This is a genomic window from Carnobacterium sp., assembly GCF_040274425.1.
In genome coordinates this window covers 1-19,932 of sequence record NZ_JBEMBC010000015.1, presented here as the reverse complement: position 1 = coordinate 19,932, position 19,932 = coordinate 1, and the positions used below count along the sequence as shown (strand labels likewise).

General features: G+C 34.5%; 18 protein-coding genes. 17 read left to right on the top strand and 1 reads right to left on the bottom strand.

The features are described from left to right. The first annotated feature begins 9 nt into the window (after positions 1-9). The 17 genes from mraY (at position 10) to ABS911_RS04680 (ending at position 19,229) form a co-directional block, all read left to right on the top strand. Complete coding sequence (mraY, locus tag ABS911_RS04760; RefSeq protein ID WP_350466559.1) at positions 10-975, top strand: phospho-N-acetylmuramoyl-pentapeptide-transferase; 966 nt, start codon at positions 10-12, stop codon at positions 973-975. A gap of 68 nt (positions 976-1,043) precedes the next feature. Further along, positions 1,044-2,429: a UDP-N-acetylmuramoyl-L-alanine--D-glutamate ligase gene (gene murD, locus ABS911_RS04755; RefSeq protein WP_350466558.1), complete on the top strand. Its 1,386-nt coding sequence runs from the start codon at positions 1,044-1,046 to the stop codon at positions 2,427-2,429. 20 nt (positions 2,430-2,449) lie between these two features. Continuing rightward, positions 2,450-3,553 (top strand): undecaprenyldiphospho-muramoylpentapeptide beta-N-acetylglucosaminyltransferase, encoded by a 1,104-nt coding sequence (murG, locus tag ABS911_RS04750; protein WP_350466557.1) that lies wholly within the window; start codon positions 2,450-2,452, stop codon positions 3,551-3,553. Between the two features lie 23 nt (positions 3,554-3,576). After that, positions 3,577-4,509, top strand: coding sequence for a cell division protein FtsQ/DivIB (locus ABS911_RS04745; protein WP_350466556.1), 933 nt, complete (start codon positions 3,577-3,579; stop codon positions 4,507-4,509). A 136-nt stretch (positions 4,510-4,645) separates the two neighbouring features. Beyond that, positions 4,646-5,977: a cell division protein FtsA gene (gene ftsA / locus ABS911_RS04740; RefSeq protein ID WP_350466555.1), complete on the top strand. Its 1,332-nt coding sequence runs from the start codon at positions 4,646-4,648 to the stop codon at positions 5,975-5,977. A 36-nt stretch (positions 5,978-6,013) separates the two neighbouring features. Continuing rightward, a complete protein-coding gene (gene ftsZ / locus ABS911_RS04735; RefSeq protein ID WP_350466554.1) occupies positions 6,014-7,273 on the top strand; it encodes a cell division protein FtsZ in 1,260 nt (419 codons plus the stop codon). Positions 7,274-7,275: 2 nt separating this feature from the next. Next, on the top strand, positions 7,276-7,950 hold the full coding sequence (locus ABS911_RS04730) for a YggS family pyridoxal phosphate-dependent enzyme (protein WP_350466553.1): 675 nt from the start codon (positions 7,276-7,278) through the stop codon (positions 7,948-7,950). Positions 7,951-7,999: 49 nt separating this feature from the next. Continuing rightward, complete coding sequence (locus ABS911_RS04725) at positions 8,000-8,485, top strand: cell division protein SepF (protein WP_350466552.1); 486 nt, start codon at positions 8,000-8,002, stop codon at positions 8,483-8,485. A gap of 21 nt (positions 8,486-8,506) precedes the next feature. Further along, positions 8,507-8,794: a YggT family protein gene (locus tag ABS911_RS04720; RefSeq protein ID WP_350466551.1), complete on the top strand. Its 288-nt coding sequence runs from the start codon at positions 8,507-8,509 to the stop codon at positions 8,792-8,794. A gap of 20 nt (positions 8,795-8,814) precedes the next feature. Then, entirely contained in the window at positions 8,815-9,597 is a 783-nt protein-coding gene (locus ABS911_RS04715; protein WP_350466550.1) for a YlmH family RNA-binding protein, read from the top strand. 82 nt (positions 9,598-9,679) lie between these two features. Continuing rightward, complete coding sequence (locus ABS911_RS04710) at positions 9,680-10,366, top strand: DivIVA domain-containing protein (RefSeq protein ID WP_350466549.1); 687 nt, start codon at positions 9,680-9,682, stop codon at positions 10,364-10,366. A gap of 346 nt (positions 10,367-10,712) precedes the next feature. Further along, positions 10,713-13,502: an isoleucine--tRNA ligase gene (gene ileS / locus ABS911_RS04705; protein ID WP_350466548.1), complete on the top strand. Its 2,790-nt coding sequence runs from the start codon at positions 10,713-10,715 to the stop codon at positions 13,500-13,502. 126 nt (positions 13,503-13,628) lie between these two features. Then, positions 13,629-14,609, top strand: a complete 981-nt coding sequence (gene dapF, locus ABS911_RS04700) for a diaminopimelate epimerase (protein WP_350466547.1) — start codon at positions 13,629-13,631, stop codon at positions 14,607-14,609. Positions 14,610-14,773: 164 nt separating this feature from the next. Beyond that, positions 14,774-14,974, top strand: a complete 201-nt coding sequence (gene cspD / locus ABS911_RS04695) for a cold-shock protein CspD (RefSeq protein WP_035022210.1) — start codon at positions 14,774-14,776, stop codon at positions 14,972-14,974. A gap of 179 nt (positions 14,975-15,153) precedes the next feature. Beyond that, complete coding sequence (locus ABS911_RS04690) at positions 15,154-15,624, top strand: MarR family winged helix-turn-helix transcriptional regulator (RefSeq protein ID WP_350466546.1); 471 nt, start codon at positions 15,154-15,156, stop codon at positions 15,622-15,624. Positions 15,625-15,655: 31 nt separating this feature from the next. After that, complete coding sequence (locus tag ABS911_RS04685) at positions 15,656-17,434, top strand: ABC transporter ATP-binding protein (protein ID WP_350466545.1); 1,779 nt, start codon at positions 15,656-15,658, stop codon at positions 17,432-17,434. 28 nt (positions 17,435-17,462) lie between these two features. Next, positions 17,463-19,229 carry an ABC transporter ATP-binding protein gene (locus ABS911_RS04680; RefSeq protein ID WP_502880499.1) on the top strand — a complete coding sequence of 589 codons (1,767 nt, stop codon included), beginning with the start codon at positions 17,463-17,465 and terminating at the stop codon, positions 19,227-19,229. A gap of 278 nt (positions 19,230-19,507) precedes the next feature. Here the strand turns inward: ABS911_RS04680 and ABS911_RS04675 are convergent, their stop codons facing one another. After that, positions 19,508-19,756 (bottom strand): GlsB/YeaQ/YmgE family stress response membrane protein, encoded by a 249-nt coding sequence (locus ABS911_RS04675; protein WP_007724863.1) that lies wholly within the window; start codon positions 19,754-19,756, stop codon positions 19,508-19,510. Positions 19,757-19,932 lie beyond the last annotated feature (176 nt).

The following is a 19,932-nucleotide window of genomic DNA, read 5'->3' as shown; positions in this document are numbered from 1 at the left end:
CGGAAAATAATGCAGTGGACAGAAATGTTAATCGCAGTTGTGAGCGGATTTGCCTTAACTATTATGGCAATGCCAATCGTGATTGGTTTTTTTAGAACAAAACAATTAGGTCAAACGACTAGAGATGAAGGACCAAAGTGGCACGAAGTGAAGACAGGAACTCCAACTATGGGAGGGATTGTCTTTCTAGTAGCTGCAATTATTTCAACTATTTGGGTTTCTATATGGCAAAATGTCTTTTCAATAGGCATTGTGTTAACTCTTTTCATCCTAATTCTTTATGGTTTATTGGGATTCTTAGATGACTTCATTAAGGTGTTCAAAAAAAGAAATCTTGGTTTGACTTCTAAACAAAAATTAATAGGACAAATACTCGGGGGAGTGCTTTTCTTTGGTGTTTCTCTTTATGAAAATATTCCAACAGAATTGGCTTTCCCTTTCCTAGGCACAGTTGATATTGGTTGGTTTTATGGACTATTTATTATCTTTTGGTTGGTTGGCTTTTCAAATGCCGTTAATTTAACAGATGGTCTAGACGGGCTAGTTGCCGGAACAGCAAGTATTGCCTATGGTGCATATGCTATTATCGCTTGGAATCAACAACAATTTGATGTTTTAATTGTTTGTTTAACTGTCATAGGTGGGTTGATCGGCTTTTTCTTTTTTAATAAAAAACCCGCTAAAATATTTATGGGAGACGTTGGTTCATTAGCTTTAGGTGGTGGTTTAGCAGCCATTTCAATTCTATTGCATCAAGAATGGTCACTTCTTTTAATCGGTCTTGTTTTTGTTATGGAAACCGCAAGTGTTATGATCCAAGTCACTTCATTTAAATTAAGAGGTAAACGAGTGTTTAAAATGAGCCCTATTCATCACCATTTTGAAATGAGTGGTTGGAGTGAATGGCGTGTTGTTCTTACTTTTTGGGCTATCGGATTATTAGCTGCAGCAGCATGTCTAATAATTATTCTATAATACTTACAGTAGATTTAACTGCTTGATAGTAAAAAAAAATCCTTATTTTAAGAAAAAGAGGTTTAGACATGAAAAAAATAAAACGCTATGAACATAAAAAAGTATTGGTTTTAGGGCTCGCTCTAAGTGGAGTAAACGCCGCTAAGTTACTTCATTCTTTAGGCGCACTAGTGACCGTTAATGATTATAAAAATTTTGATGAAAATCCTCAAGCTCAAGAATTATTAGAATCTGGTATAAGAGTAGTTACAGGAGGACATCCCGTTGAGTTATTAGACGAAGATTTTGAATGGGTCGTGAAGAATCCAGGTATTATGTATAACAACCCTATTATCATGAAAGCCGTCGAAAAAGGGATACCAGTTATCACAGAAGTCGAGTTAGCTTATGAAGTAGCTGAGAGTATGATCATTGGTATTACAGGTACCAATGGAAAAACAACTACTACAACCATGATAGCAGAATTGCTAAATGCAGAACGTTCTAAAGGTCAAGCTTATGTGGCTGGAAATATTGGGACTCCGGCAAGCCTGGTAGCTCAAAAAGCGACAAGCGATGATGAAATTATAATGGAATTATCTAGTTTTCAATTAATGGGAATAACTGAATTGAAACCACATATTGCAGTGATAACGAATATTTATTCTGCTCATTTAGACTACCACGGAACAAGAGAAGAGTATGTGGCTGCTAAGATGAGCATTACAAAGAATCAAACTGAAGAAGATTATTTGATTGTCAACTGGGATCAACCCGAGTTAAGAGAACTGTCTCGACAAAGTAAAGCTACAATTATTCCATTTTCAAGAAAAGAAATCTTAGAAACAGGAGTATATTTACAAGATGATGTGATCTATTATCAAGGTGAGCCTGTAATGGCTAAGGAAACTATCTTGATTCCTGGTGATCATAATGTTGAAAATGCAATGGCAGCTATTGCAGTTGCTAAGTTATTGAATCAAGAAAATGGCGTGATCCGAACGAGTTTAGAACAGTTTACTGGTGTCAAACACCGTACTCAATTTGTAAGAGAGTGGAACGAACGTCGTTTTTATAATGATTCAAAAGCCACAAATACGTTAGCAACAGAAAATGCATTAAAAGGTTTTGACGCTCCCGTTATTTTGCTAGCCGGTGGTTTAGATCGAGGGAACAATTTTGATGAATTGATTCCAGTAATGAATAATAAAGTAAAAGCTTTAATTGTTTTTGGAGAAACGGCAATGAAATTAAGTGAAACAGGTATTGAAGCAGGAATTCCAACGATTATATCTGTGCAAAATGTTGAAGCAGCTGTGCCAGTTGCTTATGAGCTAAGTGAGCCAAAAGATGTCATTTTATTATCGCCTGCTTGTGCCAGTTGGGATCAGTACCGAAGTTTTGAGGTTCGTGGTGATGCCTTTATTCATTCCGTTGAACAATTAGTAGAAGAAGCAACAGAAGAGGAGGAATAGGCCTTTTGGTCTAGCAGCCGATGAAAATTTTATTATCTGGTGGTGGAACTGGAGGACATGTCTATCCAGCACTCGCACTTATGCGTCGTATACAAGAACTAAATCCAACTGCAGAATTTTTGTATGTCGGAACTGAAAAAGGGTTAGAAAATAGAATTGTAAAAGAGTATGGGATACCTTTTGCTTCTGTAGAAATAAAAGGATTTAAACGCTCATTGTCTCTTGATACATTTAAAACTATACGAATGTTTATCAGTAGTATTAATCAAGCTAAACAAATCGTTAAGAAATTCCAGCCTGATATTGTTATTGGGACTGGCGGGTATGTATGCGCGCCGATTGTATACGCAGCATCAAAATTAGGCGTTCCTAGCATTATACATGAACAAAATAGCGTTGCAGGTATAACGAATAAGTTTCTTGCACGTTATGTAACTAAAATTGCTATTTGTTTTGAAGAAGTACGAAATGATTTTGCTAAGTATCCTGAAAAAGTTTGTTTTACTGGTAACCCAAGAGCACAAGAAGTGAGTAATGTGCAAAAAAAAGCAGCTTTAGAAGAATACAATTTAGACTCTGAGAAGCCAACTGTATTGATTTTTGGTGGCAGTAGAGGAGCCAAAAGAATTAATGATGCTTTTGTCGAAGCATTGCCTTTGTTAGCGAATAAAAATTATCAGGTACTGATGGCTACAGGAGATATTCATTTTGAAACAATTCAAAGTCAGTTAACAAAAATCAAGAATGAGAAGTTTAATGTTTCTGTAGTATCCTACATTCCAAATATGCCAGAAGTTTTTTCAACGGTTTCATTAGTTGTTTCAAGAAGTGGAGCTACAACGTTGGCAGAACTTACAGCACTTGGATTGCCAAGTGTTCTGATTCCTAGTCCATATGTGACTAACGATCATCAAACAAAAAATGCAGAAAGTCTAGTAAACAAAAATGCTGCAAAATTAATCAATGAATCAGAATTAACAGGTGAAAAATTAGTCCAAACATTGGATGAATTGATGTTGAATCCAAATATGCGTCAAGAAATGGCAGAAAATGCTAAAAAAATAGGCATGCCAGATGCTTCAGATAGAATAATTGAAGTAATAAATAAAATTGTGAAAAAATAACTTTTATAAAGGAGGATAGGTGCATGAGAAAACAGAATAAAAAACAAAAAGCTGTAACTAACCTGCATCTTTCTTCTTTAAAAAAAGGAGAACATAAAAAAGAAACAGCTGATAGTGATAGGCAAACTGCATTTCAAAAAACAAAATCATTAGAGCATACGTTGCCAAAATTAAAAAAGCAACGTCAAAAAAAGCTTCTCACACGATTAATTACGCTTATTTTATTATTTTCATTTGCAATTTTGATAGTTGTGTATTTTATAAGTCCCTTAAGCAAAGTAGATATCGTTTCTGTTATTGGTGCAAAAGAAGTAGCCGATCAAGAAATAATTGATGAAAGTGGTATTAAATCCGGAGGTAATCTCTGGGAAATACTCTTTGAAAGAAATGAAATTTCTGGAAAAGTTGTATCTGAATTGCCACAAGTTAAGTCCATGAAAATTGTTTTAGACGGTTTGAATGACTACACATTGGAAATCGAAGAGTATGAAACAGTTGCTTATTTAGTTGAAGACAATAAATACTACAATATCCTTGAAAATGGAAAAATTGTAAATGAAAGTAGAAAAGTATCTATTGGAAATCCACCAATTTTCAAAGAGTTTGAAGAGAATAAAGCGTTAAAAGAAATGATTGCTCAGTACCAATCATTAAATGAAAACATCCAAAATAGCATTTCAGAAGTCCAGTATACGCCTAGTGAGGTTGATGATTACCTTATTAAGCTATACATGAATGATGGGAATGAAGTAATCGCTTCGATACCTTCATTTGCAGAAAAAATGATTTACTATCCTGATATGGTAAAAAAAGTGGGCGACCAAAAAGGAACACTAAATATTGAAGTTGGAGCTTATTTTTCTCCATTTGAATATAGTGAGGATAAAAAGGAAGAGCCAAACGGAACTTCTGATGAAAACAGTGCTGAACTCGATCTAGAAGAAGAAACTCAATAGAAAAAATGGAATGAAAATATTTTTACTTAAACAGAAAAAAATACTGAAATACTTCGTAAATTGGTAACGCTTATGTTAAAATTGGTAATAACTATAGGTTTTAACATAAAATGATGGTATAGGAGGTTTCAATGAATTGGGGAATACTGAAATGTATGTAAGTCTAGATATTGGAACCACTTCAATAAAAGTAGTTGTAGCTGAATATATAAACGGTCAAATGAATATTATTGGAGTAGGAAATGAAAAATCTGAAGGCTTAAACCGTGGAATTATCGTAGATATTGATAAAACGGTACAATCAATTAATAAAGCAATTAAACAAGCAGAGCAAAAAGCAAATGTAAATATTCATAACGTTATTGTAGGCATTCCGAGTACATCTGTTGAAATAGAAACGTGTCATGGAATGATAGCAGTATCCGGAGAAAATCGTGAGATCACTGAAGTAGACGTCCAAAATGTTTTGGCAGCTGCAATGGTAAAATCGGTTCCTCCAGAAAGAGAAATCTTAACCATTTTACCTGAAGAATTTATCGTTGATGGATTCGATGGCATCAAAGATCCGAGGGGAATGATTGGTGTTCGCTTGGAAATGCATGCTATTATGTTAACTGGGCCAAAAACTATCTTACATAACACAAAACGTTGTGTGGAAAAAGCTGGTTTACAAATTCAAAATATCGTCTTACAATCTTTAGCAGCAAGCAGTGTAGCTATGTCTAGCGGTGAAAGAGATTTTGGCACAATATTGCTTGATTTGGGAGGCGGACAAACAACTGCTTCAGTTATGCATGATCATCAGTTGAAATACACGTATGTAGATCAAGAGGGTGGAGATTACGTAACGAAAGATATCTCTGTTGTTTTAAACACAACCATTGAAAGTGCTGAAAGAATAAAACGCGATTATGGATATGCTTTGCCAGAAGAAACTTCTCAAGAAGAAACTTTTCCAGTAGAAGTGATTGGCAAAAGTCAGCCGGTAAAAATCGATGAGCATTATCTGTCAGAAATTATTGAAGCTCGGTTGGTTCAGATTTTTGAAAAAGTGAAATCTGAATTAGACAAGGTTGGAGCAAGAGATTTGCCTGGTGGAATGATTTTAACGGGTGGTGCTGCAGCCTTACCTGGTGCAGTAGAGTTAGCTGAAGATATTTTTGAAATTCCAGTTAAACTCTATATTCCTCATCAAATGGGTCTACGTTATCCAGCATTTACTACGGGTATAGGCTTGATTCAATATGAAGCTAACTTAGATGATATTCATCAAATTATGAAAGAATATCAATTAGGTGTTACAAGAAATGAAGATTCTTCTTACAATGCTAAACCAGAAACCTTTTCAGAAAATGATGAAAACGACTCTTTAGAATATGAAAAAGTAAAACCAATTAAGAAAGAAAAGAAAAAAGAAGATAAGTGGAGCAATAAGGCAAAAAGCTTTATCTCAAATTTCTTTGATTAAATAGAATACATTCAGATTGTAGTAGGAGGAAATGGAATGGACTTAGAATTTGACACAAATCCAGCTAATGGAGCGATAATTAAAGTAATTGGTGTTGGTGGAGCTGGAAATAATGCTGTTAACCGAATGATTGATGAAAATGTACAAGGTGTAGAATTTATCGTAGCAAATACTGATTTACAAGCTTTAGCAGGTTCGAATGCCGAAGTGAAAATCCAACTTGGGCCAAAATTAACACGTGGTCTAGGAGCAGGAGCAAATCCTGAAATTGGTCGTAAAGCAGCTGAAGAAAGTGAAGAACAAATTGCTGAATCATTACGTGGAGCCGATATGATTTTCGTAACCGCTGGTATGGGTGGCGGAACGGGTACTGGTGCCGCACCTATCGTAGCTCGTATTGCTAAAGAACAAGGCGCTTTAACAGTTGGAGTAATCACTAGACCCTTTACTTTTGAAGGACCTAAACGTGGACGTTTTGCTGCTGAAGGTGTAGCGCAAATGAAAGAACACGTGGATACTCTTGTCATCATTTCAAATAACCGGTTGTTAGAAATTGTTGATAAAAAGACACCAATGCTTGAAGCCTTCCATGAAGCCGATAATGTTTTACGCCAAGGTGTACAAGGAATTTCAGATTTAATCACAGCACCTGGATATGTAAACTTAGATTTTGCTGATGTAAAAACAGTTATGGAAAATCAAGGGTCAGCACTAATGGGGATTGGTATGGCAAGTGGTGAAAATCGTACAGTCGAAGCTACTAAAAAAGCTATTTCATCTCCATTGTTAGAAGTTTCAATTGATGGCGCAGAGTCTGTATTGTTAAATATTACAGGTGGATCTGACTTAACATTATTCGAAGCACAAGATGCCTCAGATATCGTTTCTGCAGCGTCTACTACAGAAGTAAACATTATATTTGGTACTTCTATTAACGAAAACTTAGGTGATGATGTTATCGTAACGGTTATTGCAACAGGTATCGATACAACTAAAGCAAGAGAAGTAAAACCACAAACAAACGAAAGAAATCGAAATAGTTCTACTCAAAGAATTGTGCCTGAAACATCAGCTGTACAATCTGATCAAACAAAAGATCCTTTTGGCGATTGGGACATTCGTCGCGAACCTAGTTTGCGTGATCAAAGAGCTAAATCTCAATCGAATGAGTTAAATCAACAAAATGAAAAACCTGACTTTGACATTTTTAAACGAGAAGAAAAGCAAGAACAAGAGAGTCATCAAGAAGAAGATAATCTTGATACACCTCCATTCTTTAGAAGACGCCGTAAATAAGAATGAGTTCTGTTAAAGAAAATTGTCAAGAAATTGAACGTAAGTTAGGTTTGTCATTAAAAAAAGTTAATCGAGAACGTTCTAGTGTACAAGTTGTTGCAGTGACTAAAAGTGTTTCTAGTGAGCAAGCTATTTCCGTGATTGAAGAAGGCTATACACATCTGGCAGAAAATCGTCCCGAAGGTTTGGAAGCAAAACAGGAAGAACTAAATGATCCTCAATTGGTCTGGCATTATATTGGAAATCTACAAACAAGAAAAGTAAAGAAAGTAATCAATAAAATTGATTACTTTCATGCTTTGGATCGTTTGGCATTAGCTGAAGAAATTGAAAAACGAGCGAACAAAACTATTTCTTGTTTTGTTCAAGTAAATGTGACGGGTGAATCTTCTAAAAGTGGGGTAAGCCCGGATGATCTTGATGAATTTATTGGTAGCCTTTCACAATATTCAAAGATAAAAGTAGTTGGTTTAATGACTATGGCGCCTTTAAATGCTGAGGAGACAGTTGTTCGCACGGCTTTTGCTCATTTGAGAGGCTTACAACAGATCATTCAGGAAAAAACTCTCTCTCATGCACCGTGCACAGAACTTAGTATGGGAATGAGCAAAGATTATACTATTGCTGCTGAAGAAGGAGCAACTTTTATTCGAATCGGAACGTCTTTTTTTGAATAAGAATCAATTTCAATAAAGAAGGAAATTGATTTAAAAAGGAGGACTTTAAATGAGCATGTTAACTAATTTTTCTCAATTTTTTGGGTTAAACGATGAAGAAGAATTTGAATTAGAAAATGCAACTGACAATCAAGAAAATAGATCATCAAAAGCAGAAAAAAGTGAAGCTAAGCGAGAATTGAAAAATCAACGAGCTTTCAATACACGTCGTGAACCAGCAACAACAAATAAAGTTGTTGCAATGAAAAACCCAGAGAATCCTTACCAATCTAAAATTGTTGTATTTGAGCCTAGGGTTTATTCTGAAGTTCAAGAGATTGCAGATTTACTGCTTAGCAATCAATCTGTTGTTTTAAATTTCACGCGTATTGAAGAAGATCAAGCTAAAAGGATCGTTGATTTTTTAACTGGAACTATCTACGCTATAAGCGGAGATATTCAGCGTATTGGTGAAGAAATTTTCTTGTGTACACCTAAGAATGTTGAAATTGATGGTGCATTGTCAGAAGTTATGCAAGAAAAAGATTTTTATTAAAGAAAAGAGGAAAAATCGATAGTGGCTTATTTTATATCATTACTTTACACGGTGCTTTCTAGAGCCTTAGATATCTACTCTACTCTGATTATCGTATATATCTTAATGTCTTGGTTTCCTGGAGCTTATCAATCAAAATTTGGTCGCATATTGTCATCCATTTGTGAACCGTACTTAAACTTCTTTAGACGGTTTATCCCACCAATTGGTATGATTAGTTTTTCAGGAATTGTTGCTTTAATTGTTTTAAATTTAGCTAAAAGTGGACTTTTTTCACTCTTTCAGCTAATCATGAGGATACTGTATTAATTTAGGGAGGTATTTTTCTTATGATTGAAAATGTCTATCAGCATTTTAGAAAAGAAGAGCAATCCTTTATTGATACCGTTATTGGTTGGATAAGAAATGTTGAAGACCAATATACTCCTTATTTGACAAATTTTTTAGATCCCCGTCAATTGCATATCGTAAAAACAATCGTTGGAAAAAATAGTGAGATTACTATTCATTCTTTTGGAGGATATGAAGCAGCAGAGAGAGTGAGAGCTTTCATCTGCCCTTCATATTTCACTCCAAAGCAGGATGATTTTGAAATAACGATTTGTGAAATCCGTTACCCTATAAAATTTGCATCGTTGTCACATGGAAAAGTGTTAGGTACTCTGCTTTCGACTGGGCTAAAAAGAGATTATTTCGGAGATATCATTTCGGATGGCACACGTTGGCAAGTATTTGTTGAAAATACAACAAAAAGTTATGTGGAACAGCAAGTTATCAGTATTGGGAAAGTTGCAGTCCGTATGGAAGAAAGAGACTATACCGACATTTTAGTTCCTATAGATAATTGGACAATTGAAAGTCAAACAGTTTCATCTATGCGTCTGGACACATTGGTTTCCAGCGTGTTTAAGGTGTCTAGACAACGTGCTAAACAGATGATCGAATCAGGAAAAGTGAAGTTGAATTGGGTTGAATCGACTCGACCAGATTTTGAAATAGGGTTGTTAGATATTGTTTCAGTTCGAGGATATGGAAGATTACAAGTTCAAGAAATTGAAGGCAAAACTAAAAAAGATAAGTGGCGTTTGCAGTTAGGTGTCTTATATAAATAACGGTTAACTCATTTACTTGTAGGTTAGTTTATGATAATTTAGTACTAAAGCACGTAAAATTTAAAAAATGGAGGTGTCTTATATGGTGTTGACTCCCTTAGATATACATAACAAAGAGTTCCCTGTCAAGATGCGAGGCTACGATCAAGATCAAGTAAACGATTATTTAGATCAAATCATTAAGGACTACGAAATGGTTTTAAAAGAAAAACGTGAATTAGAAAAAAACTTGCAATTTTCTGAAGAAAAAGTAGGGTACTTCAACAATCTTCAAGATGCTCTAAATAAATCGATTATTGTTGCTCAAGATGCAGCAGATAGATTAAAGGAAAATGCGGCTAAAGAAGCTAATATTATTCGTTTAGAAGCTGAAAAAAATGCGGATCGTTTGTTGGATGAAGCAGTTTCTAAAGCTAGAAAAATTACTACTGAAACAGATGAGTTGAAAAAACAAAGTAGAGTCTTTAAACAACGTCTGCAGATTATGATAGAATCTCAACTAGAAATGGTTAAGAATTCAGAATGGGATGATTTGTTAAGACCTACTGAAGAAGAAACACTCAACATACCTACATTAAAAGAAATTTTAGCAAGTGTTAATCAACCAGAAGAAGTTGTGAGTTCTGATGTTGAATCGAACGATGAGACCATTGAAGAAAATAATTCTGAGCAGCTAACAGTAGTTAGTACAAACGTAATAGAAAATAACGACATGCAAGAACAACATTCAATAGAAGGCACTTTGCCAGCTATTGAATTGCCTAAATAAGCAAAAATCAGTGAATGGAACAGAAAAACAATAGAACACTACAGTAAGCGAGTTAGAGATAGTGAAAGCCTAACAGTCCCTTCTAATTGTCAGATCCTCCATGAGTGTTAATTTGAATTTAAGTAAAATTAACCGGTTAATTGACGTTATACAATTACTTAAGAGAAGAAAAAACTACAATTTTTTCTTCTGAATTTGGGTGGTACCACGAAGATTTCGTCCCTCTAGGGATGAAGTCTTTTTTTTATTGATAAGATTAGTTGCAATTGACAAATCTCAGTTGTATGATGAGCATGTCGTTTTGGAACTAAGGAAATAAAATAGAACAAATGAGGAGTAGATCTTAATGAAAATGAAAGAAACATTACAATTAGGAAAAACAAAATTTCCCATGCGTGGAAATTTACCAGTTCGTGAGCTAGAATGGCAAAAAAACTGGGAAGAATTAGATATTTATGGACAAAGACAAAAAATCAATGAAGGCAAACCAACTTTCGTTTTACATGATGGCCCGCCGTATGCAAATGGAAACATCCATATTGGACATGCCTTAAATAAAATCAGTAAAGATATCATTGTACGTTACAAATCAATGTCTGGTTTCAGATCTCCTTACGTGCCAGGCTGGGACACTCATGGTCTGCCAATTGAACAAGCCTTAACAAATAAAGGTGTTAAACGTAAAGAAATGAGCCTTGCAGAATTCCGTAAATTATGTGAAGAATATGCTTGGGAACAAGTAAATAAACAAAAAGAAGATTTTAAACGTCTAGGTGTAGCGGGAGAATGGGACCATCCATACGTAACACTAACGAAGGAATACGAAGAAGCTCAAATCCGTGTGTTTGGGAAAATGGCCGAAAAGGGTTATATCTATAAAGGTTTAAAACCCATTTACTGGTCTCCATCTAGTGAATCTGCACTTGCAGAAGCTGAAATTGAATACAAAGATGTCAAGTCAGCAAGTATTTATGTAGGCTTTAAAGTTGTTGATGGGAAAGGTCTGATCGATGAAGATACTTCATTTGTTATTTGGACAACTACACCATGGACTATCCCTTCAAATCTTGCCATTACTGTCCATCCAGAATATGACTATTCTGTTGTCATTGCAGACGGTAAGAAATATGTTTTAGCAAAAGATTTGATTGAAACTGTCACAGAAGAAATTGGTTGGAATCAAGTTGAAACGATTAAAGAGTTAAAAGGTAAAGACTTAGAATTCATGACGGCTCAACACCCAATGTATGACCGTACTTCTCTCTTAATTCTAGGTGACCATGTAACCCTTGAAGCAGGTACCGGACTTGTTCATACAGCTCCTGGTCACGGAGATGATGACTTTATAGTAGGACAAAAATACAAATTAAGTGTTTTGTCGCCAGTTGACGATAAAGGTTGTTTTACAGATGAAGCGCCAGGACTAGAAGGTATTTTTTACAATGATGGAAATAAAGTCATTACAGAGTGGTTAGAAAAAGAAGGAGCACTATTGAAATTAAACTTCTTTACTCATAGTTACCCACATGACTGGAGAACTAAAAAACCGGTTATTTTCCGTGCAACACCTCAGTGGTTTGCTTCTATTGATCAATTCCGCGGAGACATTCTGGAAGCCGTTGAAGGTGTTGAATGGGTTCAAAAATGGGGTATGCAACGTTTGTATAACATGGTCCGTGATCGTGGCGATTGGGTTATTTCACGTCAACGTGCTTGGGGAGTTCCTTTGCCAATCTTCTATGGTGAAAATGGCGAAGCTATTATAACACCGGAAACAACTGAACACGTAGCAGCTTTATTTGGAGAGTTTGGTTCAAATATTTGGTTTGAACGTGATGCTAAAGAGTTGTTACCAGAAGGATTCACTCATCCATCAAGTCCAAATAATCAGTTTACAAAAGAAACTGATATCATGGATGTATGGTTTGATTCTGGTTCATCTCATGAAGCTGTATTAAGAGCTAGAGAAAATTTAACTTTCCCAGCTGATATGTATCTTGAAGGTTCAGATCAATACCGTGGTTGGTTTAATTCAAGCATCACGACCAGTGTAGCTATTAATGGAGTAGCACCTTATAAAACAGTTCTCTCACAGGGGATGGTTTTAGATGGAGATGGACGTAAAATGAGTAAATCTCTTGGAAATACGATTGCACCAAGCAAAGTTATCAAACAAATGGGGGCTGACATTGTACGTCTATGGGTTTCTAGTGTAGATACACAAGCAGATGTGCGTGTGAGTGATGAAATTTTAAAACAAGTTTCTGAAGTTTACCGTAAAATCCGTAATACCATGCGTTTCTTATTGGCTAATACCGCTGACTACGATCCTTCAGCAAACAAAGTAGAGTTTAATAATTTAAGATCTGTTGACAAATACCTAATGATTCGTTTGAATCAATTGGTAGAAAAAGCAGAAGGGCATTATGATAACTATGAATTTTCTTCTATCTACCAATTAATTAATAATTTCTGTACAGTTGACTTGTCTCAATTCTATCTAGATTTTGCTAAAGATGTTGTTTATATTGAAGCTGAGGATGCTTATGAACGCCGTGCTATGCAAACAGTATTTTATGAAGTATTAGTAAAAATTACAAAACTGTTAACACCAATTCTTCCACATACTGCTGAAGAAATTTGGTCATTCTTAAGCGAAACCGATGAATTCGTTCAATTAACAGATATGCCAGCCATCGATCGCTATGAAAATGAAGCTGAACTATTAGACATGTGGGATGCTTTCATGGATATTCGCGATGTGGTTCAAAAAGCTCTTGAAGAAGCGCGTAATGAAAAAATCATTGGAAAATCTTTTGAAGCAAAAGTAACTCTTTATCCTACAGAACAAACAAAAGATTTGTTTGTTTCATTAAATAGTAATTTAGCACAATTATTAATTGTTTCTAATTTAGAAATAGCAGAATCGATTGAAGAGGCACCTAGTAATGCGGTTCATTCAGAATCTGTAGCCGTTGTAGTAGAACACGCTCATGGCGAAACTTGCGAAAGATGTCGCGCTATCAAAGAAGATGTAGGTTCTAATGAAAATGCACCAACTCTTTGTGCTCGCTGTGCAGCAATCGTTGAAGAACATTTTCCAGAAGCTTTAGTACCTGAAACTGAAGCAGAATAACCTAGTTAGATAATAAGGGAGTGAGACTTTTGTCTCACTCCCTTATTTAGATACTTCTTATTTTTTATTGTAATCTGAAAATGAAATGGTAAAATATGTTAAGGAAAAAGAGGAGGTACAATCATTATGCAAGTAGACTTAATTAAAGTTCATGGATCAGAAAACGAATTTTTTATTTTAGATGAAACATTGCTAGAAAGAACATTGACACAGGATGAACTTGTATCTCTGACTCAAATCATTACGGATCGCAACACAGGGCTTCTAAAGGGGGCTGATGGAGTTCTTTTAGTAGGAACAACAAATCATGAAGAAACTGATGGAAGTATGAGAGTTATCAATTATGATGGTAGTGAAGCCAGTATGTGTGGCAATGGATTAAGAACGGTTGCGCGTTATCTTTCTGAAAAAAATAAAAAAAATGAGTTTGTTGTTGAAACAATGCATGCTGATCTACACGTAAAAAAAGCAGAAGAGTTAGGAAAAGATATTCAAACTTTTCAAGTTGAAATTTCTCCAGTATCTTTTAATGTAGACGATTTGCCATTCAATTGGGCAACAGAAAAATTTATTGATAAAGAACTACCAGACCTTGCTACTAATTTACGGTTTTCTGCGGTTGCAGTTCCAAATCCTCATTTGATCAGTTTTGTCGATCATGAAACATTATACAGCTCACAATTTGAGGAGATTGCAACATATTTGAATGGAAAAAATCCTTATTTTCCTGATGGAGTAAATGTTAGCTTTGTAGAAGTACTAAATAAACAATCACTATTTGTCCGTACTTTTGAAAGAGGAGTAGGCTTTACAAATGCTTGCGGTACTGCAATGGCAGCGAGCAGTTTAATGTACGTGTTATTAAAAAATGGCCAACTTGAAGAAAAAATTCAAGTGACTAACCCTGGGGGAATGGTTCAAACGATTGTTCATAAAGATGAAGATGGAACTTACTGGATGGACTTAATTGGAAATGCAACGTATTTAAATAAAGTGTCTATCTCATTAGAAGATATTTTAACTAATAATTTAGGTAATCATACCCAAGTACACCTGGATGAAAATGAAAATTACCATAATTTTTTAAAAGAAATTGCGATTGATTAAAAAAAAAATCTAAATGAAAATGTTGCTGTTAAAGCAAAGTAACCCCTTGCAAAAATGAAAATCCTAAGTTATAATAATTTTGTAATCGATTTTGTTTTTATGAAAGACAATAAGCCACAAAAGAGAATCAATTGCAAAATGACTAATCGGAGGTACAGGAAATTATGGAAAAAGGAACAGTAAAATGGTTTAATGCAGAAAAAGGTTTTGGTTTTATTGAAGTTGAAGGTGGAGACGACGTATTTGTACACTTCAGTGCAATTACAGGCGATGGCTTCAAATCATTAGAAGAAGGACAAGCAGTTGAATTTGAAATCGTTGAAGGAAACCGTGGAGCACAAGCTGCAAACGTTGTAAAACTTTAATTTTAATTCAATTAATCAAAGTACCAACAGATTTTTAATCTGTTGGTACTTTTTTTTTGTAAGTAAGTATCAAAAAACGATCTTTCTATTGACTTTAAGTTAGTGATAAGTTAATATAGTTAGCGTGCTAACAAAAATTAATTCTATGAATTTTTTTAAAAGTTATCCAAAAGAGCGAGGTGGAAAAAATTTTTTTTGATGAGGAAAATAATGAAAAAGCAATTGGAATGGAAATACGTAAATTAGTAAATTTCATACACAGAAATGTTGAATCTTTTAAAATAGAAGAAGATGAACATCATATTACTAAGATGCATGGAATGATTATTGGGTTTTTAAATAATGCTAAAGACGAAGATATATTCCAAAAAGACATTGAAAAAAAATTTTCAATGCGTCGTTCTACTACTTCAAAAATGTTGAAAAGTATGGAAGATAAAGGATTAATTAAGCGGATTTCAATTGAAACGGATGCACGAGTTAAGAAGTTACAACTATCAGAAAAAGGTCAAAGTTTGGTTGAAGAAGTAACAAAAGAATACCAAAGAATAGAAAGTTTATTGATCCAAGGATTAACGGACGAAGAGCTTGAACAATTTTTCAAAACCATTTATAAGATGCAACAAAATATGTTGAAAGATATAGAGTAAGACTCAGTTAAAGAAACGAAGGAGAACGACTATGCTAAAAATATTAAAATATTTAAAACAAAAAGAATGGATGATGATTTTATTTAGTATCATCTTTATAGTTGTTCAAGTCTATTTGGATTTAGAACTACCAGAATATATGTCTAAAATTACACAACTTATCCAACTTCCGGGTTCAAAAATGCAAGATATATTTGAAAATGGTGGCTATATGATGTTGTGTGCCCTAGGTAGTTTAGTGGCATCTTTTGTAACAGTATTCTTTGTTTCAAAAGTAGCAGCTGGCCTGTCACGCACGATAAGATCAGAAGTATTTCAAAAAGTTGAAGGATTTTCAATGGAAGAAATCAATCATTTTTCTACTGCAAGTTTGATTACTCGTTCTTCAAATGATGTAACACAAATTCAAATGGCTATGTCACTTGGATTGCAAGTGTTAATTAAGGCTCCTATTATGGCTATATGGGCAATATCAAAAATAGTCGATAAATCTTGGGAGTGGACATTCTCAACAGCGGGTGCTGTAGTTGTATTGCTTCTTATCATAAGTGTTGTAGTAATATTCGCTTTGCCAAAGTTTAAAGTGATCCAAAACTTAACAGATAACCTTAACCGAGTTACACGCGAAAATCTAACTGGTTTACGTGTTATCCGTGCATATAATGCAGAAAATTTTGAAGAAGAAAAATTTGAAACAGCAAATCATAAATTAATGAATACAAACTTATTCATCAATAGAATCATGGCTATCATGGGACCAGGAATGACATTGATTATGAGTGGTTTAAGTTTATCAATTTACTGGATCGGTGCTTACTTGATCAACGGTGTTCAATTAGTAAATCAATCAAGTGCTTTAGAACGTATCAGTTTGTTTAGCGATATGGTTGTATTTTCTTCATATGCTGTTCAAGTTGTTATTTCATTTATGATGTTAACGATTGTATTTATTATCGTCCCTCGTGCTTCTGTATCAGCTGGACGTATTTTAGAAGTTTTAAATACAAAAGAAACAATTAAGGATGGAACGTTGACACAATCTGCTCAAGATCAAAAAGGAACGGTAGTATTTGATAATGTAACATTCCAATATCCTGATGCTTCTGAAGCTATATTGGAAAATATTTCCTTTACAGCAAATAAAGGTGAGACAGTTGCTTTTATTGGTTCTACGGGTAGTGGAAAGAGTACGTTGGTTAATTTGATTCCTCGTTTCTTCGATGTAACAGGTGGGGAAATTAAAATCAACGGACACGATATTAAAGAATATACACAAAACTATCTGCATTCTTTAGTTGGGTTTGTTCCACAAAAAGCGTTCTTATTTAGTGGAACGGTTCGTTCAAATGTGAGTTATGGGGATGCTGGTCATGAAGTAACTGAAGCTGACATGAAAAAAGCTATTGAAATAGCTCAAAGTAGTGACTTTGTTGAGAAAATGGAAAACGGATATGATGCCTCTATTGCTCAATCAGGAAGCAACGTATCTGGAGGGCAACGTCAACGTTTAGCTATTTCACGTGCCATTTCACGAAAACCAGAAGTTTTAGTATTTGATGATTCATTTTCAGCTTTAGACTATAAAACAGATCGTGTATTACGTGCAGCACTAAATAAGGAATTAAAAGATACAACAAAATTAATTGTTGCTCAACGTATTGGTACCATTCGTGATGCAGACAAAATTATTGTTTTAGATGAAGGAAAAATTGTTGGAATTGGTACACATCAAGAATTGATGCAAACGTGTGAAGTCTATCAGGACATCGCTTATTCTCAACTTTCTAAGGAGGAATTAGCAGATGAGTAAACAAAAAAATACGCCAATGAATGGACCGATGGCAGGTAAGAAACCTGATAATTTTAAGGAATCTATTGGTAAGTTAGCAAAATATTGTAAACCCTACATGATGTACATTATAGTAGCATTTGTATTTGCTATTTTCGGTACAGTATTTAATTTAATAGGGCCTGATCGTCTCAGTGAAATTACAGATATAATCACTGCAGGCATTACAGGTGCTATAGATTTAGAAAAAATAAAAAGTATTGGTCTATTTTTAGTTGCGTTGTATGTTCTTGGTGCAATCTTATCTTATTTCCAAGGATTTATTATGGCTACTGTAACTCAAACAGTTACAAAAAAACTGCGTACAGATATTTCAACAAAAATTAATCGTTTGCCGTTACGGTACTTTGATAGTAACAATCATGGGGATATTTTGAGCCGTGTAACAAATGATGTGGATACAATTGGCCAAACTTTAAATCAAAGTTTGGGTCAATTGGTAACCTCTATTAGTTTATTTATTGGATCATTAATTATGATGTTCTACACAAATGTTCCTATGGCAATCTCTGCCATCTTATCCACTGTTATTGGTTTTGGTTTAATGATCACCATTATTAAAAGGTCACAAAAATATTTCAGTCAACAACAAAAAAGTTTAGGCGAATTAAATGGTCATGTCGAAGAAATATATACAGGTCATAATATTGTAAAAGCATTTAATGGTGAAGCATCAGCAATTGAAGAATTTAATGAAATCAATAGTAAATTATTTGATAGTGCTTGGAAGTCTCAATACATTTCAGGTCTAATGATGCCATTAATGAACTTTATTGGAAACTTTGGATATGTAGTGGTCTGTGTAGTCGGAGCTTATCTAGCATTCAATGATCAAATTACTTTTGGTGTGATTGTTGCCTTTATGATGTATATTCGTTTCTTTACACAACCTCTTTCACAAATTGCACAAGCTTTTACTAGTTTACAATCGGCAGCAGCTGCAAGTGAGCGTGTCTTTAATTTCTTGGAAGAAGATGAGTTAGAAGTCGAAACTGGGAAACCTACTTCATTAGGTACAGTTAAAGGAAATGTTACATTCGACCATGTTAAATTTGGATATAATCCTGACAGACTAATCATTAATGATTTCTCTCTGGAAGCTAAAGCTGGACAAAAAATTGCAATCGTAGGTCCAACAGGGGCAGGTAAGACAACATTAGTAAACTTATTAATGCGTTTCTATGAAGTGAATAGTGGAGAAATCTACATTGATGGAACACCAATTTCTAGTGTTACTAGAGGAGCCTTACACGAACAATTCTGTATGGTATTACAAGATACTTGGTTATTTGAAGGAACGGTTAGAGAAAATATTGTCTACAGTAAAACAGGTGTAAAAGATGAAGAAGTGGTCAACGCTTGTAAAGCAGTTGGAGTACATCATTTTATTCAAACTTTGCCACACGGTTACGATACAATTTTAGATGATACAACAAGTTTATCTGCTGGGCAAAAACAATTAATGACGATTGCTCGTGCAATGGTCGCAGATGCCCCATTATTGATTTTGGACGAAGCAACAAGTTCTGTTGATACCCGTACTGAATTGATTATTCAAAAAGCAATGGATAGCTTAATGCATGGAAGAACTTCTTTCGTTATTGCACATCGTCTATCAACTATTAAGAATGCAGATTTGATTATTGTGATGAAAGATGGAGATGTAGTAGAAAGTGGAAACCATGATGTTTTATTGCAACAAAATGGATTTTATGCGGATCTTTACAATAGTCAATTTGATCAAGAAGAAGAGTAAAAAGAGTATTAAATAGCTGTACCTATTGGGGCGTGAATGAAGAAATTCATTCACGTCTTTTTTTGAGTGTAGAAAAATAAAATTTTGAATCTGTCAATCAAATTTAGTGTGTTGTAAGGTCTTGAAGTGTATAGTTGGACAATTATGTGTCTTACTCTATAAAGATGCTTAAAAGAGTGTTATTTCACTCTAGATGAGTCTGTTATCCTCGATTACTAGACACAAAAAAAAGCAATCCAAGAAATTTCTTTCTTGAACTGCTTTTTTTATTAATACTCTTAACCTTTGCGTCTTCCAACAATAAGAGAGAAGATAAAAATTAAAATAATAGCTCCAATTAATGCTGGAATAATCGCGAAACCGCCAATGATAGGTCCGAAGTCGCTTAATAATGAACTACCGATCCATGATCCGATAAAACCAACAATAATGTTTCCGATAATTCCGCCTGGTACGTCTTTACCAACTATCATACCTGCGATAGCTCCTAAAATTCCACCTACAATTAATGACCAAATAAATCCCATATTCGTTTCCTCCTTCAAAAAATGTTATTCTTTATTACACTTATTAGTATAGTCACACTTCGTTCACATATCAAATGATATGCTCTTCGTAGTATTTGGGGTCTATAATTTTTAGTGTTGGTAGATTTCTAAAATCGATTATACAAAATTTTTGGAGGAATAGGGTTGCTTGTAGC

What these genes read in the sequence shown, in the direction of transcription:
- mraY (WP_350466559.1), top strand. Translation starts at nt 10, where the DNA reads ATGCAGTGGACAGAAATGTTAATCGCAGTTGTGAGCGGATTTGCCTTA.
- murD (WP_350466558.1), top strand. Translation starts at nt 1,044, where the DNA reads ATGAAAAAAATAAAACGCTATGAACATAAAAAAGTATTGGTTTTAGGG.
- murG (WP_350466557.1), top strand. Translation starts at nt 2,450, where the DNA reads ATGAAAATTTTATTATCTGGTGGTGGAACTGGAGGACATGTCTATCCA.
- ABS911_RS04745 (WP_350466556.1), top strand. Translation starts at nt 3,577, where the DNA reads ATGAGAAAACAGAATAAAAAACAAAAAGCTGTAACTAACCTGCATCTT.
- ftsZ (WP_350466554.1), top strand. Translation starts at nt 6,014, where the DNA reads ATGGACTTAGAATTTGACACAAATCCAGCTAATGGAGCGATAATTAAA.
- ABS911_RS04730 (WP_350466553.1), top strand. Translation starts at nt 7,276, where the DNA reads ATGAGTTCTGTTAAAGAAAATTGTCAAGAAATTGAACGTAAGTTAGGT.
- ABS911_RS04725 (WP_350466552.1), top strand. Translation starts at nt 8,000, where the DNA reads ATGAGCATGTTAACTAATTTTTCTCAATTTTTTGGGTTAAACGATGAA.
- ABS911_RS04715 (WP_350466550.1), top strand. Translation starts at nt 8,815, where the DNA reads ATGATTGAAAATGTCTATCAGCATTTTAGAAAAGAAGAGCAATCCTTT.
- ABS911_RS04710 (WP_350466549.1), top strand. Translation starts at nt 9,680, where the DNA reads ATGGTGTTGACTCCCTTAGATATACATAACAAAGAGTTCCCTGTCAAG.
- ileS (WP_350466548.1), top strand. Translation starts at nt 10,713, where the DNA reads ATGAAAATGAAAGAAACATTACAATTAGGAAAAACAAAATTTCCCATG.
- dapF (WP_350466547.1), top strand. Translation starts at nt 13,629, where the DNA reads ATGCAAGTAGACTTAATTAAAGTTCATGGATCAGAAAACGAATTTTTT.
- cspD (WP_035022210.1), top strand. Translation starts at nt 14,774, where the DNA reads ATGGAAAAAGGAACAGTAAAATGGTTTAATGCAGAAAAAGGTTTTGGT.
- ABS911_RS04685 (WP_350466545.1), top strand. Translation starts at nt 15,656, where the DNA reads ATGCTAAAAATATTAAAATATTTAAAACAAAAAGAATGGATGATGATT.
- ABS911_RS04680 (WP_502880499.1), top strand. Translation starts at nt 17,463, where the DNA reads ATGGCAGGTAAGAAACCTGATAATTTTAAGGAATCTATTGGTAAGTTA.
- ABS911_RS04675 (WP_007724863.1), bottom strand. Translation starts at nt 19,756, where the DNA reads ATGGGATTTATTTGGTCATTAATTGTAGGTGGAATTTTAGGAGCTATC.